The organism is Limimaricola variabilis (assembly GCF_034371605.1).
In the GTDB taxonomy this organism is placed as follows: domain Bacteria; phylum Pseudomonadota; class Alphaproteobacteria; order Rhodobacterales; family Rhodobacteraceae; genus Limimaricola; species Limimaricola variabilis.
Genome location: NZ_CP139691.1, coordinates 1,822,780 through 1,835,518, shown reverse-complemented (window position 1 = coordinate 1,835,518; position 12,739 = coordinate 1,822,780). Strand labels below are relative to the sequence as shown.

At 64.5% G+C, this 12,739-nt stretch carries 14 protein-coding genes; 8 read left to right on the top strand and 6 right to left on the bottom strand.

The window, feature by feature from the left end:
• Positions 1–45 precede the first annotated feature (45 nt).
• Positions 46–603, top strand: coding sequence for a hypothetical protein (locus T8T21_RS09125; protein WP_322335366.1), 558 nt, complete (start codon positions 46–48; stop codon positions 601–603).
• A 3-nt stretch (positions 604–606) separates the two neighbouring features.
• Here the strand turns inward: T8T21_RS09125 and T8T21_RS09120 are convergent, their stop codons facing one another.
• Positions 607–810, bottom strand: coding sequence for a SlyX family protein (locus T8T21_RS09120; protein ID WP_183473726.1), 204 nt, complete (start codon positions 808–810; stop codon positions 607–609).
• A gap of 109 nt (positions 811–919) precedes the next feature.
• Here T8T21_RS09120 and hisS point away from each other — a divergent pair, with 109 nt between their 5' ends.
• From hisS to hisG, 3 genes are read left to right on the top strand one after another with little or no spacing between them, the layout of a single operon-like run.
• On the top strand, positions 920–2,428 hold the full coding sequence (gene hisS, locus T8T21_RS09115) for a histidine--tRNA ligase (RefSeq protein ID WP_322335365.1): 1,509 nt from the start codon (positions 920–922) through the stop codon (positions 2,426–2,428).
• Entirely contained in the window at positions 2,425–3,519 is a 1,095-nt protein-coding gene (locus T8T21_RS09110; RefSeq protein WP_322335364.1) for an ATP phosphoribosyltransferase regulatory subunit, read from the top strand. Before hisS ends, T8T21_RS09110 begins: the two co-directional genes overlap by 4 nt.
• Entirely contained in the window at positions 3,516–4,208 is a 693-nt protein-coding gene (gene hisG, locus T8T21_RS09105) for an ATP phosphoribosyltransferase (RefSeq protein ID WP_322335363.1), read from the top strand. The genes T8T21_RS09110 and hisG overlap by 4 nt, the downstream gene beginning before the upstream one ends.
• A gap of 1 nt (position 4,209) precedes the next feature.
• On the opposite strand, the gene T8T21_RS09100 is transcribed toward hisG, so the two are convergent.
• Entirely contained in the window at positions 4,210–4,632 is a 423-nt protein-coding gene (locus T8T21_RS09100; protein WP_322335362.1) for a DUF1489 family protein, read from the bottom strand.
• Positions 4,633–4,832: 200 nt separating this feature from the next.
• On the opposite strand from T8T21_RS09100, the gene T8T21_RS09095 reads away from it, so the two are divergent.
• On the top strand, positions 4,833–7,109 hold the full coding sequence (locus tag T8T21_RS09095) for an adenosylcobalamin-dependent ribonucleoside-diphosphate reductase (RefSeq protein ID WP_183473738.1): 2,277 nt from the start codon (positions 4,833–4,835) through the stop codon (positions 7,107–7,109).
• 109 nt (positions 7,110–7,218) lie between these two features.
• On the opposite strand, the gene T8T21_RS09090 is transcribed toward T8T21_RS09095, so the two are convergent.
• Positions 7,219–7,608: a hypothetical protein gene (locus T8T21_RS09090; RefSeq protein WP_322335361.1), complete on the bottom strand. Its 390-nt coding sequence runs from the start codon at positions 7,606–7,608 to the stop codon at positions 7,219–7,221.
• Positions 7,609–7,697: 89 nt separating this feature from the next.
• Here T8T21_RS09090 and T8T21_RS09085 point away from each other — a divergent pair.
• Positions 7,698–8,824 (top strand): IS3 family transposase gene (locus T8T21_RS09085; protein ID WP_322335360.1). Its coding sequence is split into 2 segments (ribosomal slippage): positions 7,698–7,962 and positions 7,962–8,824, totalling 1,128 coding nucleotides; the frame shifts between segments, so codons are not numbered across the junction.
• A gap of 393 nt (positions 8,825–9,217) precedes the next feature.
• Positions 9,218–9,718 carry a hypothetical protein gene (locus T8T21_RS09080; protein ID WP_183475203.1) on the top strand — a complete coding sequence of 167 codons (501 nt, stop codon included), beginning with the start codon at positions 9,218–9,220 and terminating at the stop codon, positions 9,716–9,718.
• A gap of 214 nt (positions 9,719–9,932) precedes the next feature.
• Here the strand turns inward: T8T21_RS09080 and T8T21_RS09075 are convergent, their stop codons facing one another.
• Together T8T21_RS09075 and T8T21_RS09070 are read right to left on the bottom strand one after the other, a co-directional pair.
• On the bottom strand, positions 9,933–10,268 hold the full coding sequence (locus T8T21_RS09075) for an H-NS histone family protein (protein WP_322335359.1): 336 nt from the start codon (positions 10,266–10,268) through the stop codon (positions 9,933–9,935).
• A gap of 404 nt (positions 10,269–10,672) precedes the next feature.
• Positions 10,673–11,632 (bottom strand): aldo/keto reductase, encoded by a 960-nt coding sequence (locus T8T21_RS09070; protein ID WP_322335358.1) that lies wholly within the window; start codon positions 11,630–11,632, stop codon positions 10,673–10,675.
• 254 nt (positions 11,633–11,886) lie between these two features.
• Between T8T21_RS09070 and T8T21_RS09065 the strand changes: the two genes are divergently transcribed.
• Positions 11,887–12,273: a hypothetical protein gene (locus T8T21_RS09065; RefSeq protein WP_322335357.1), complete on the top strand. Its 387-nt coding sequence runs from the start codon at positions 11,887–11,889 to the stop codon at positions 12,271–12,273.
• Between the two features lie 157 nt (positions 12,274–12,430).
• On the opposite strand, the gene T8T21_RS09060 is transcribed toward T8T21_RS09065, so the two are convergent.
• Positions 12,431–12,682 carry a hypothetical protein gene (locus tag T8T21_RS09060; protein WP_322335356.1) on the bottom strand — a complete coding sequence of 84 codons (252 nt, stop codon included), beginning with the start codon at positions 12,680–12,682 and terminating at the stop codon, positions 12,431–12,433.
• Positions 12,683–12,739 lie beyond the last annotated feature (57 nt).

The following is a 12,739-nucleotide window of genomic DNA, read 5'->3' as shown; positions in this document are numbered from 1 at the left end:
CGGGATCAGGCGCTAGAACGCTAGCGATACACCCGGAGGTCCCACATGCGCCGTGCCATTCCCGCCTTCTCGGCCCTCGCGCTGCTCGCCGCCTGCGCGACCGGCGGTGGTGGCAGTGCCTCGCTTCCCGGGCTCGACCTGCCCGAGGTCGGTGCCGGCACGACATTGGCCTTCGGGCCAGCGGCGAAGCGCTGTGGCCTATCAAACGCGGCGCTGGGCGCGCCGGTCGCACGTGAGGCGGGCTTCACCTTGTACGACACCGCGCCGGGCACGACCGCGCCGCGAACGCATTACCTCACCGGCTTCGATGATGGCTGCGCGGTCCAGTTCACCGCGGCACTGGCCCTGTTCGGCGATGCGGCCACGCTCGAGGCCACGGCCTACGGGGCCGGTATCACCCACAGCCCGGTGCAGCCGGCCTACGAGGCAGTGAAGGCCGAGCTTTGCGGCGTGCCCGTCGGCCAGCCCTGTGGGCGCGCCAGCGCCGGGCTGGCGCGCAACACCACGTTGCTCACCGCCTATGCCGCCTTCGGCGCGAGCGGACGGCATGCCGACATGCTGCTGCATGACGGGCGGCTTGTGGCCCGGGGCGTGGAGGGCTGAACCTCAGTAGTGCGGCGGGCGCTCGTTGCCGATGGTGACGCCGCTATCCGACTCGGCCTCCGCTTCGGCGAGCCTTTCGCCCAGCATCCGCATGCGCCGGGTCAGGGCGTCGATGTCACGCTCCTGCCGCGCCACCACGTCCGACAGGTCCTCGACCGTTCGGATCAGATGGCTCAGCCGCTCTTCGATGTCGATCTGGTCTGTCATGCCCCCTAAACACATCAGCGGCGTCCCGGTTTCAAGCCCGGAGGTTGCCCCCGGACCCGCCCCGCGCTAAGCCCGCGCGCGACTCCCGCTCCTGACGAGGACGCCATCCATGGCCAAGGACAAGATCCGCCGCCCCCGCGCCGAGACGCCGAAGGGGTTCCGCGACTATTTCGGCGCCGAGGTCACCGCGCGCGCCGCGATGCTGCGTCGGATCGCGGAGGTTTATCATCGCTACGGCTTCGACGCGCTCGAAACCTCCGGCGTCGAGACCGTCGAAGCGCTGGGCAAGTTCCTGCCCGATGTGGACCGCCCGAACGAGGGCGTCTTCGCCTGGCAAGAGGACGTCGAGGGTGCGAAGCCCGGCGACTGGCTGGCGCTGCGCTACGACCTGACCGCACCGCTGGCGCGGGTCTATGCCCAGCATCGCAACGACCTGCCCACGCCCTATCGGCGCTATGCGATGGGGCCGGTCTGGCGCAATGAGAAGCCCGGACCGGGCCGGTTCCGGCAGTTCTATCAATGCGATGCCGACACGGTGGGCGCGCCGTCGGTCGCCGCCGATGCGGAGATCTGCGCCATGCTCGCCGACACGCTGGAAGCCGTCGGCATTTCGCGCGGCGACTACATCGTCCGCGTCAACAACCGCAAGGTTCTGAACGGCGTGATGGAAGTGGCGGGCGTCCTTGACCCGTCCGACCCGGAGAAGTTCGCCGCCGAGCGCGGGATCGTGCTGCGCGCCATCGACAAGCTCGACCGGCTCGGCACCGATGGCGTGCGGATGCTGCTGGGCGAGGGCCGCAAGGACGAGAGCGGCGACTTCACCAAGGGCGCGGGTCTCGGGGCCGCGCAGGCCGAGGTCGTCATGGGCTTCATGGATGCGCGGCGTGACACGGCCGAAGGCACGCTGGCGCGGCTGCGCGAGCTGGTCGGCGCCTCCGCCATCGGCACCGAGGGCGTCGACGAGCTGGAGACCATCGCCGGGCTGCTGGCGGCGCAGGGCATGGGGCCCGATCGTGTCGTGATCGACCCCTCGGTGGTGCGCGGTCTCGGCTACTATACTGGTCCGGTTTTCGAGGCCGAGCTGACCTTCGAGATCCTCGACGAGAAGGGCCGTCCGCGCCAGTTCGGCTCGGTCGCGGGCGGTGGGCGCTACGACGATCTGGTCAAGCGTTTCACCGGCCAGACCGTGCCCGCCACCGGCGTGTCGATCGGGGTCGACCGGCTGCTGGCGGCGCTGGCCGCCAAGGGGCGCGGCGCGACCGAGGCGCAGGGTCCGGTCGTCGTCACTGTGATGGATCGCGACCGCATGGCCGATTACCAGGCGATGGCGTCCGAGCTGCGCGCCGCGGGCATCCGCGCCGAGGTCTATCTCGGCAACCCCAAGAACTTCGGCAACCAGATGAAATACGCCGACCGGCGCGGCAGCCCGGTCGCGGTGATCGAAGGCGGCGACGAGAAAGAGCGCGGCGTTGTGCAGATCAAGGACCTGATCCTCGGCGCGCAGATCGCCGAGAACGCGACGCTGGAAGAGTGGAAGGACCGCCCCTCGCAGATCGAGGTGCCGCGCGCCGAGTTGGTGGCGCGCGTCCGCGCGATGATCGAGGGACAATCCTCATGATGCCCGGTCCCATGGGCGCCGCGACCCGCGCGGAGGCGGCGCGGCTCGGCGCGATCTTCGAAGGGCTGGGCGCGCAGGCGGTGGACACCGCGATCCTGCAGCCCGCCGATGTGCTGCTCGATCTCTATGGCGAGGACATCCGTGCCCGCGCCTATGTCACCGCCGACCCGCTCCGGGGCGAGATGATGCTGCGGCCCGACTTCACCGTGCCGGTGGTGCGGGCGCATATGGAAGAGGGCGGCGACCCGGCGCGCTACTGCTACGCGGGCGAGGTGTTCCGGCGGCAGGAGACCGACCCGGAGCGGCCGATCGAGTTCCTGCAGGTCGGGTTCGAGCATTTCGGCGGCGATCCGGCACAGGCCGACGCCGAGGTCTTCGCCACCATCGCCGAGGCGTTGGCCGGGCTGGACCTGCGCCCGGCGACCGGCGACATCGGCATCCTGATGGCTGCGGTGCGCGGGCTGCGCACGACCGAGGCGCGCAAGGCGGCGCTGTCGCGCCATGTCTGGCGGCCCCGCCGATTCCGGGCGCTTCTCGATCGCTACGGCGCGCGGGTGCCGCTGCCGGCGCACAAGAAGGCGCTGCTCGCCATGAAGGATCCCTTCGAAGCGGCGGGCCCGGTGGTCGGGCTGCGCTCGCGCGAGGAGGTCCGGGCCCGGATCGCCACGCTGCGCGCCGAGGCCGAGACGCCCCCGCTTTCGGAAGAGGAAGTGGCGCTGATCGACGCGATCCTCGACTTGCGCGAGACCGCACCCAACGTGCTGTCGAGCCTGCGCGACATCGCGGTGGACATGCCCGCCATCGGCGACGCCGTGACCGGGCTGTCGCGCCGTCTCGACGCCATGGCGGCGCGCGGCGTCGATGTCGGCACGCTGCCCTTCGAGGGCAGCTTCGGGCGCACCACGCTCGAATACTACGACGGCTTCGTCTTCGGCTTTCACCATGCGACGCGCGCCGATCTGCCGCCCGTGGCCACGGGCGGGCGCTACGACGCGCTGACCCGGGTGCTGGGGCAGGGGCGCGCGGTGCCGGCGGTGGGCGGCGTGGTCCGGCCCGAGCTCGTGGTCCGCATTAGGGAGGGCCGGGCATGACGATCCGTCTCGGCGTGCCGTCCAAGGGGCGGCTCATGGAAAAGACCTTCGACTGGTTCGGTGCGCGCGGGCTGAGCCTGCGCAAGCGCGGCAACGACCGCGAATATGCCGGTGTGGTGGAGGGAATCGACGGGGTCGAACTGGCGCTTCTCTCCGCGGGCGAGATCCCGCGCGAGCTGGCGGCCGGGCGGCTGCATCTCGGCGTCACCGGCTCAGACCTCGTGCGCGAGAAGGTGGCGGGCTGGGATCTGCGCCTGCGCGAGCTGGCGCCGATGGGCTTCGGCGGCGCCGATCTGGTAATCGCGGTGCCGCAGGGCTGGGTCGATGTCGACACGCTCGACGATCTCGACGCGGTGGCCTCGGCCTTCCGCCGCAGCCATGGTTTCCGCCTCAGGATCGCGACCAAGTATCACCGGCTGACGCGCGAGTTCCTGCGCGAGCACGGCGTCGCCGACTACCAGCTGGTCGACAGCCAGGGCGCGACCGAGGGCGTGGTGCGCAACGAGACCGCCGAGGCGATCTCGGACATCACCTCGACCGGCGAGACGCTGCGGGCCAACGGGCTGAAGATTCTCTCCGACGGGCTGATCCATTCGAGCCAGGCGACGCTGTTCAAGTCGAACAGCGCCGATTGGTCGGATGCGCATCGCGCCACGCTCGACGCGCTCGAGGACCGGCTCGGGATCTGATTTAGAGAACGCCGATCTCGGCCAGTGCCGCCTGCAATGCGGGCGGCAGCGGCTCCTCGTGCTCGCGTCCCGGCGCGAGGTCGCGCGGCGCGTCGCCTTCGGCGAGGTAGCGCCAGCCTTGGAAGGCGCGCTTGGGCGTCGCCGCCACCCGCACCAGTCCCGGCTCGCAGACGATCGCGCAGCGGCGGATGCCGTCGCCGCGATCGACCTCATCGAATCGTAGCACCCGCTGCCGGCACAGAATCACCCCCTTGATCACCCAGTAGATCGATCCGCCGCCGAGCACTTCCTCGGCGCGCTTGGGCCACATGCGGGTGACGTGGCGCGGCAGACCGTCGGGGCCTTGCCCGCGGCGGTCGCCCTGCCAGGCAGCGAGATCGGAGACATCCTCCGTTCCGACCGAAAGCTTGATGAGATGCAGCATGGTTAACGACTTAGGAGCCCGGGGGCAGAGCCGCAACTCTCGATTTCGTGTTGTGGCAAAATCGCAATTTCTTGTGGATAAGGCTGTGTCAAACACAATCTGTAGCTTGGAACGTGCTATGATACACTATATCCACGATCACCGTCGGGGCAGCCAAGTCCCCTGAAATTCCGATAAGTTTCAAGCCGAAGGATCGTCCCATGACCCGCTTTGCCGCGCCCATCGCCGAACAGATCTGGGACATGAAGTACCGCTTCAAGCAAAGCGACGGCACGCCCATCGACGCCACCGTCGAGGACAGCTGGCGCCGCATCGCCAAGGCCCTGGCCGCCCCCGAGAAGGACCCGGCGCTGTGGGAGGACAAGTTCTACGCCGCGCTCGAGGATTTCCGCTATCTGCCCGCCGGCCGGATCACCGCCGGTGCCGGCACCGCGCGCGCCGTGACGCTGTTCAACTGCTTCGTCATGGGCACCGTGCCGGATTCGATGTCGGGCATCTTCGACATGCTCAAGGAAGCCGCGCTGACCATGCAGCAGGGTGGCGGCATCGGCTACGACTTCTCGACCATCCGGCCGCGCGGCGCCGAGGTGAAGGGCGTCGCGGCCGACGCCTCCGGCCCGCTGTCGTTCATGGATGTGTGGGATGCGATGTGCCGCACCATCATGTCGGCCGGCTCGCGTCGCGGCGCGATGATGGCGACGATGCGCTGCGACCATCCCGACGTCGAGAACTTCATCACCGCCAAGTCCGACCCGGCCCGCCTGCGCATGTTCAACATGTCGGTGCTGGTCACCGATCCCTTCATGGAAGCGGTGAAGGCCGACGGGTCGTGGGATCTCGTCTTCAAGGGCAAGGTCTACAAGACCGTGCAGGCGCGTGACCTGTGGAACGCGATCATGAAGTCGACCTACGAGCAGGCCGAGCCGGGCGTGATCTTCATCGACCGCATCAACCAGATGAACAATCTGGGCTACTGCGAGACGATCAGCGCCACCAACCCCTGTGGCGAGCAGCCGCTGCCGCCCTACGGCGCCTGCCTGCTGGGCTCGATCAACCTCGCCAAGCTGGTGACCGACGCCTTCGAGGAGGGTGCCCGTCTCGACGAGGCCGCGCTCGACGATCTCGTGGCGACTGCCGTGCGGATGATGGACAACGTCGTCGACGCCTCGAACTTCCCGCTGCCCGCGCAGGCCGAAGAGGCCCGCAACAAGCGCCGCATCGGTCTCGGCGTGACCGGTCTTGCCGACGCGCTGCTGATGGTCGGCCTGCGCTACGGCTCGGACGAGGCGGCGGCGCAGACCGAAGCCTGGATGAAGCGCATCGCGCGGGCCTCCTATCTTGCCTCGGTCGAGCTGGCCAAGGAGAAGGGCGCCTTCCCGCTGTTCGACGCCAAGAAGTACCTCGCCTCGGGCAACATGCAGCAGATGGACAAGGACGTGCGCGACGCGATCGCCAAGCACGGCATCCGCAACGCGCTGCTGACCTCGATCGCGCCGACCGGCACCATCTCGCTCTATGCGGGCAACGTGTCCTCGGGTATCGAGCCGGTCTTCGCCTATGCCTACACCCGCAAGGTGCTGCAGAAGGACGGCTCGCGCACGGAGGAAGAGGTGGTGGACTACGCCGTGCAGGCCTGGCGCGAGAAGTTCGGCGACAAGGAGCTGCCCGACTACTTCGTCAACGCCCAGACGCTGGCCCCGATGGACCACGTGAAGATGCAGGCCGCGGCGCAGAAGTGGATCGACAGCTCGATCTCCAAGACGATCAACTGCCCCGAGGACATCTCCTTCGAGGCGTTCAAGGACGTCTACATGGAGGCCTACGAGACCGGCTGCAAAGGCTGCACCACTTACCGCCCGAACGACATCACCGGTTCGGTGCTGTCGGTCTCCGAGCCCGCCAAGGCACCCGAGGCCAAGTCGGCGCCGAAGGAGGCCACGGGCGGCGAGGTGATCTACATGTCCGAGCCGCTCGACCGGCCCGCCGAGCTCGAAGGCGCGACCTACAAGCTGAAGTGGCCCGACAGCGAGCACGCGATCTACATCACCGTCAACGACCTCGTCGTCGGCGGCCATCGCCGGCCCTTCGAGGTGTTCATCAACTCCAAGAACATGGAGCATTTCGCCTGGACCGTGGCGCTGACCCGGATGGTCTCGGCGGTGTTCCGGCGCGGCGGCGACGTCTCCTTCGTGGTCGAGGAGCTCAAGGCGGTGTTCGACCCGCGCGGTGGCGCCTGGATGCAGGGCAAATACGTCCCCTCGATCCTCGCGGCGATCGGCGGCGTGATCGAGAAGCACATGATCTCCACCGGCTTCCTCGCCGGGGAAGGGCAGGGGCTCAAGGAAGATCCGCAACAGCAGGTCGTCAATCTCGACGCGCCACGCGGCAAGTCCTGCCCCTCCTGCGGCGGCTTCGAGATGCGCATGGTCGAAGGTTGCATGACCTGCGGCAGCTGCGGTCATTCGAAGTGCGGATGAGCTGAGCTGTCACAGTTGCCAGAAAGGCATATGAGTGCGAATTGAAGGCATAAGCCTGCGAGTTGCACGTCAAGCAGTTTCTTCGATGACCCTGGCAGCCATGCCGGGGTCATTCTCGTTTCGGCCACCGGCACAGAAAGTGGTGTTCGAGGGTCGACCACATGAAGAGGTTCTTGTGTTCCACCCCGCCGTTGGAAAACCGCCATTCCTGCAGGCCGAAAGCGGGCGACAGCAGCTTCTGCCATGACCATCCTGTATCCAGCGACAACTGGCGCAGCGGGGCGAAGACCGATTGGAAGTCTCGAAGATCGCTGTCGGTGATATACGATTGAACCGTCTTGCGCTTTGGGTTGGCAACTTTGGTGGCGCAAATGTGCCCGGAGGCAACCAGTTGCGTCGCCTGTGTCGGCTTGAGCCCCATCGACTTGGCGAACACCTCTAGCGTAAGGCCGGGGGCCCGATCGTTGTGCAACTTGCTCTGCAGTTCGTCTCGGTCCACGAGAATCGAGGCGTAGCCCGATGAGCTGCCCCCACTGAAGTGCTCCGCCCACTGAGATTGATTTATCTCGTTAGGAGGAGGACCACTGGATGGTTGGAAAGCGAGAGAAGCCCGAAGACATCGTGCTGAAGCTGCGGCAGATTGAGGTGCTGCATGGCCAAGGCATGCCGGTCGCCGATGCGGTGCGCCAAGTCGGGATCACGCAGCAGAGCTACTATCGCTGGCGCCGGCAATATGGCGGCATGAGCCGGAGCCAGCTGAAGCGGCTGAAGGAGCTTGAGAAGGAGAACCAACGGCTCAGGCGGGCGGTCTCCGATTTGACGCTCGACAAGCTCATCCTGGCCGAGGCGGCGCGGGGAAACTTCTGAGCCCCTCGCGCCGACGCCAATGCATCGACCATGTGCGGCGGGAACTGGGCGTCTCCGAGCGTCGCGCCTGCCGCACGCTGGGCCAGCACTGCTCCACGCAGAGAAAGGTGCCACGCGGCCGACCGGACGAAGCGCGCCTGACGGCGGACATCATCGAGCTGGCGCGCCAGTATGGCCGCTACGGATACCGCCCCATCACGGCGCTGCTGAACCAGTCCGGCTGGCAGGTGAACCTCAAGCGGGTCGAACGCATATGGAAGCGTGAGGGGCTGAAAGTCCCGCAGAAGCAGAAGAAACGAAGCCGGCTCTGGCTGAATGACGGCTCGTGCGTCCGGCTGCGACCGGAGCGACCGAACCACGTCTGGTCCTACGACTTCGTCCAGGACCGGACGCATGACGGCCGAGCCTACCGCACCCTCAATATCATCGACGAGTTCACGAAGGAGGCGCTGATGATCCATGTCGATCGGAAGCTCAACTCCACCGACGTGGTCGATGCCCTGACGGACCTGTTCATCCTGCGCGGGCCGCCCGAGTTCATTCGCTCAGATAATGGCCCCGAATTCGTGGCCACGAAGGTGCGGGACTGGATCGAGGCCGTCGGTGCCAAGACCGCCTTCATCGAACCCGGATCACCTTGGGAGAACGGCTATTGCGAGAGCTTCAACGCCCGCTTCCGCAACGAGCTGCTCGATGGGGAAATCTTCTACTCACTGCGCGAGGCGCAGATCCTGATCGAGCGATGGCGAAAGCACTACAACACGGTCAGGCCCCACAGTGCCTTAGGCTATCGCCCGCCGGCACCGGAAAACATCGTGCCCATCGAGCGGAGACCGACCATGCACTAACAATTGACCTGGAGCACTCAGGTGGGGCAGCTCAAGTGGAAGGGTGCCGCTTAATTAACCTTTTCTTTCCGAAGAAATTGACTCGACTTGCCCGGCGAGGCTCAACTAACGCAGATGTGGTTGCCAATGTCCTAAACTGGCCACTCGCGCCGCCGCACCAATCCTACTGGTCAACGCCAGGTTTGGTCTTAGGGGAATGTGCCTTATGGTGGCTGTACCCGCGAGATTGAAAGTAGAAGAGAAATAGGAAGTCTTTGCCAACGCTTGAGCATGGGCGTAGAGTCTACAGCACTACCGCCATCGCGCGGTGATATTTGATGGCGATAGCGTGAACCTCAATAGGAAGGCGCTCCCATGAAACTCTCGTCAAGGACTGCGACTGTGCTAATCTGCATGCTGATTGCCTCCTCTGGCATCGCGCAGACAGATGATGCTTCTCCCGAGGACCTCATGCAGCGGCTTAATGGCGTTGCACCCGCTGCCGTACTCGAAAATGCAACGCTCCTGAACGTTTCCGCAGAGGGCGAGATGACGACGCTCCGCGAAGGCAGCAACGGCTGGACGTGCATGTATCCCGGCACTGACCCGATGTGCGCCGATGAGGCCGCTATGTCGTTCCTGCAAGCATGGATGAATAAAGAGGACCCGCCGCAAACGCTTGGCTTCGTCTATATGCTTCTCGGTGACGAGGGAGCCAGCAATATTGATCCATATGCCGAGGGCGAGACTGGGGACAACGAGTGGATAGCCGCCGGACCACACGTGATGATCGTTGGCTCGGAGGCGAAACCGATGCTCGACGCTTATCCGCAGAAAGTTCCGAGCGGCGCTAACGAGCCGTGGGTTATGTGGCCTGGAACGCCCTACGCCCATCTGATGATCCCGATGGAGTGATGGTCGAAGGCGAAAATTGGAAAATTGCGGAGTGGCTTCTGTGGGGGCCACTCCGCGTTTGGGTGAGACCCGATAAAAATGGAGTGATCCTCGGGTCTGCAATTCGAGCATTGAATGCAATGGCTTGGAATAAAGAGTGTAGGCTTTAGTCGCTCCTGGCGCTGGCCTCCGATAGATACCAAGAGGTCAGATGAGGCTCTTGGCTGACCGATGATTAGGCAGCTCGATCGATTCTGAATTCTTCGATATCGATGCCGTTTTCAGTCGCTTCGACAACCCACTGCGGTCGCCGACCACGTCCACTCCAGCTCTGATCGGGATTTTGCGGGTTGCGATACTTCGGCGGCATTCCAGTATTAGTCTTCTTGCTGGTCTTCTGGCCGCTGGTCAACTCGCCGAGGCTAAAGCCCAGCTCCGCAGCCGCCTTTTCCGCAGCGGCGAGTGCCTCTCGACGCTTGCGCTCATGGAAATCTTCCACCGCCTTATTGACCGCCTTTTGCAGCTTCTTCAGCTCGTCGAGGTCCATCTTGTCGAGATCATAATTAGCCATTCCTGGCGTCCTTCTGTGAGTGGCCAGCGACCAAGACTGAGCCCGCTCGGGCTCATCCGCCTTGGTCGCCAATTCATTTTATCTCATTCCGCGCGGGCGCGTGGAAGGCGTTCCTATCAATCCCATTCCCGACATCAAGCGTTCCTTGCCGCAGTGGGTATTTTCTCGAAGATTGTGACCTCTATGAATGACTTTGGCCTCATTCGAGGAAGTGGTGATAGAGAACCCTTAGCTGCCGTTTGGCTGAGCTTTGCGTGGGGAAGCAATTTCCAGTTGAGCGCGTCTTGGGCGTTAATCGAGATCCTTTGACCTCGTGCATATGGGGAGAGCCCGTCGACGAACGGCTGCATCAACTCTGCAAGCGCAAATGGGGCTCTTGGTAGCCGAAGGGTGCCTTGAGCCCTTCAGGGCCCTGATGGAACCGGAGCGGCCTCGTGTAGCAGACCTTTCGATTTCAGCGAAATCCAAAGTTCATCCGGGATTGGCGTCGTGAACCATTCGAGGTTCTGCTGGAGCTCGGCCTTGTCTCGGGGCCCCGGGATCACCGAGGTGACGATGTCGCTTCCAAGTGGGAATTGCAGGGCGGCCGCTGCCAGTGGCACCCCGAATGCATCAGCCACATCTGCGAGCGCGCGTGCCTTGTCGGCGATCTCGACCGGGGCCTCCGCGTAGTTCCAGGTCTCGCGGCCCACCAGGATACCCGAGTTGAAGGGGCCACCACAGATGATCGTGGTGCCGGCGCTCCGGCAAGCCGGGAAGAGCGTATCGAGCGGTGACTGCTCCAGAAGCGTGTATCGGCCCGCAAGAAGAAACACGTCCCAATCGCCGATCCCGAGCGCGTCCATGCAGACTTGGTTCTCATTGACGCCCAGGCCGATCGCCTTGACGTGGCCGGATCTGCGCAGCTCGTCCATGGCGCGATAGCCGCCTTCGGCGAGATCCGCGAAGTGGCGGGCGTTGTCTTCGCCATGGGTGAAGGCGCCAATGTCGTGTGCCAGCAGGATATTGATACGGTCGAGCCCCAGGCGCTGGAGGTTATCCTCGAAGGCCCGCATGATCCCGTCATAGCCGTAATCGTAGACGACGTGGAACGGCAGCGGATCGATCATGCCGTAGTCCTCGGGGTTCTCGACCCCACCGGGCTTCAGAAGCCGACCGACCTTGTCCGACAAGACGTAGTCCGTACCGCGCAGCATGTCGCCCATGACGCGTTCCGATCGGCCGAAGCCGTACCACGGTGCCGTGTCGTAGTAGCTCAGTCCTGCCTCTTGGGCGGCTCGGATCAGTTCGGCTGCCTGGGCATAATCCAGATCGACGAAGTTTCCGCCAAGCGGCGCGCCGCCAAGCCCGAATGTGTCGATCATCAAACCAGTTCGTCCGACTTGCCGCTGTTCCATTGCTTCGCTCCAACATTTGGATCGCATTCGAGATCAGCCGGAGAGACAAGTCCAGCTCTCGGCACGGTTCGGCCGCACTGAGAAAAATCCAGAATTTCGTTTCGTGTTTTTTCCGCCCGGCCAACCTTCCTTTTGAAGCCACGACGCACATCCCCAGAGAGGAGGGTAGGGGGCCTTGAAGCTGCCGCAGCGGAGCAGCGCAAACTGAGAAAAGATAGTCGATGTTCGACTTCACTCATACTGAACCCGCGCGTGAGACCTTCGACCTCGCGCGTACCCTTTTCCTCGACCATGGACAGGACTTGGCGAATGCAGCACGGCATCTGGGCGGGAAGGCAGGCGAGAGCCGGGTCCGCTCGTGCGCGCTCCAACTGGAGGCGGCGACGCGAATGAATCCTCGCACCAGGCGGGATCTCGTCGTGATCCATCGCCTACTGGCGCTCGAGAACGTCGGTGATCCCGACTGCCTTGAGAGCGAACTGTTCTCGAACTTGCACCCGGGCTCGGCGGAAGTCGAAACGATCTGCCTGCTGACCGAGCTGCTCGAAGATCTCCTGTATCAGATCGACCGGCCCTTGCTCGCGGGCAAGGACCCGCTCGCTTCCTGAGCCTCCGCTCGGCCCCCTATTCGGGGTCCGAGTTGAGAAACCAACGACAAGTTGACCATCGGCCGGCTCTTTCGACCATTCTCGCAAGATACAAGATAAATGAGGCCGCTGCACCATCTTTGGCGCAGTGGCCTTAGGCTTAAGACGGTCGCCGCCTTCAGCGAGCGCGCCGGACGTCGGCAATAGGCTCCTGCAAAGCCGGTACCGAAAAAGTTACCGAGAACCAGTCTTTCGATAGGGACGGAATGAAGGGCTGCCAAGCGATAGGGCTGAAGAATCCCTCGCCGAAACCAGCCGGATAAAGACCAGCTATGCCCACAGTGTGCTGGAAGTGCCGGGTCAATCCGTAGGACCGGGCTTCAAGCCAAAATCCCGGTAAAATAAGCGCTGCAATCTCTTCGCCGACCATGTGGCCGGATTGCTCCCCATTGTCATGACCGCGTCGAGAGCCTCGCTCTGGGGGCTC

Bases quoted from the DNA above. Each gene is read 5' to 3' on its own strand.
- T8T21_RS09060 (WP_322335356.1), bottom strand. From the start codon at position 12,682: ATGGTCGGCGAAGAGATTGCAGCGCTTATTTTACCGGGATTTTGGCTT.
- T8T21_RS09095 (WP_183473738.1), top strand. From the start codon at position 4,833: ATGACCCGCTTTGCCGCGCCCATCGCCGAACAGATCTGGGACATGAAG.
- T8T21_RS09120 (WP_183473726.1), bottom strand. From the start codon at position 810: ATGACAGACCAGATCGACATCGAAGAGCGGCTGAGCCATCTGATCCGA.
- T8T21_RS09075 (WP_322335359.1), bottom strand. From the start codon at position 10,268: ATGGCTAATTATGATCTCGACAAGATGGACCTCGACGAGCTGAAGAAG.
- hisS (WP_322335365.1), top strand. From the start codon at position 920: ATGGCCAAGGACAAGATCCGCCGCCCCCGCGCCGAGACGCCGAAGGGG.
- T8T21_RS09080 (WP_183475203.1), top strand. From the start codon at position 9,218: ATGCTGATTGCCTCCTCTGGCATCGCGCAGACAGATGATGCTTCTCCC.
- T8T21_RS09070 (WP_322335358.1), bottom strand. From the start codon at position 11,632: ATGATCGACACATTCGGGCTTGGCGGCGCGCCGCTTGGCGGAAACTTC.
- T8T21_RS09110 (WP_322335364.1), top strand. From the start codon at position 2,425: ATGATGCCCGGTCCCATGGGCGCCGCGACCCGCGCGGAGGCGGCGCGG.
- hisG (WP_322335363.1), top strand. From the start codon at position 3,516: ATGACGATCCGTCTCGGCGTGCCGTCCAAGGGGCGGCTCATGGAAAAG.
- T8T21_RS09125 (WP_322335366.1), top strand. From the start codon at position 46: ATGCGCCGTGCCATTCCCGCCTTCTCGGCCCTCGCGCTGCTCGCCGCC.
- T8T21_RS09100 (WP_322335362.1), bottom strand. From the start codon at position 4,632: ATGCTGCATCTCATCAAGCTTTCGGTCGGAACGGAGGATGTCTCCGAT.
- T8T21_RS09065 (WP_322335357.1), top strand. From the start codon at position 11,887: ATGTTCGACTTCACTCATACTGAACCCGCGCGTGAGACCTTCGACCTC.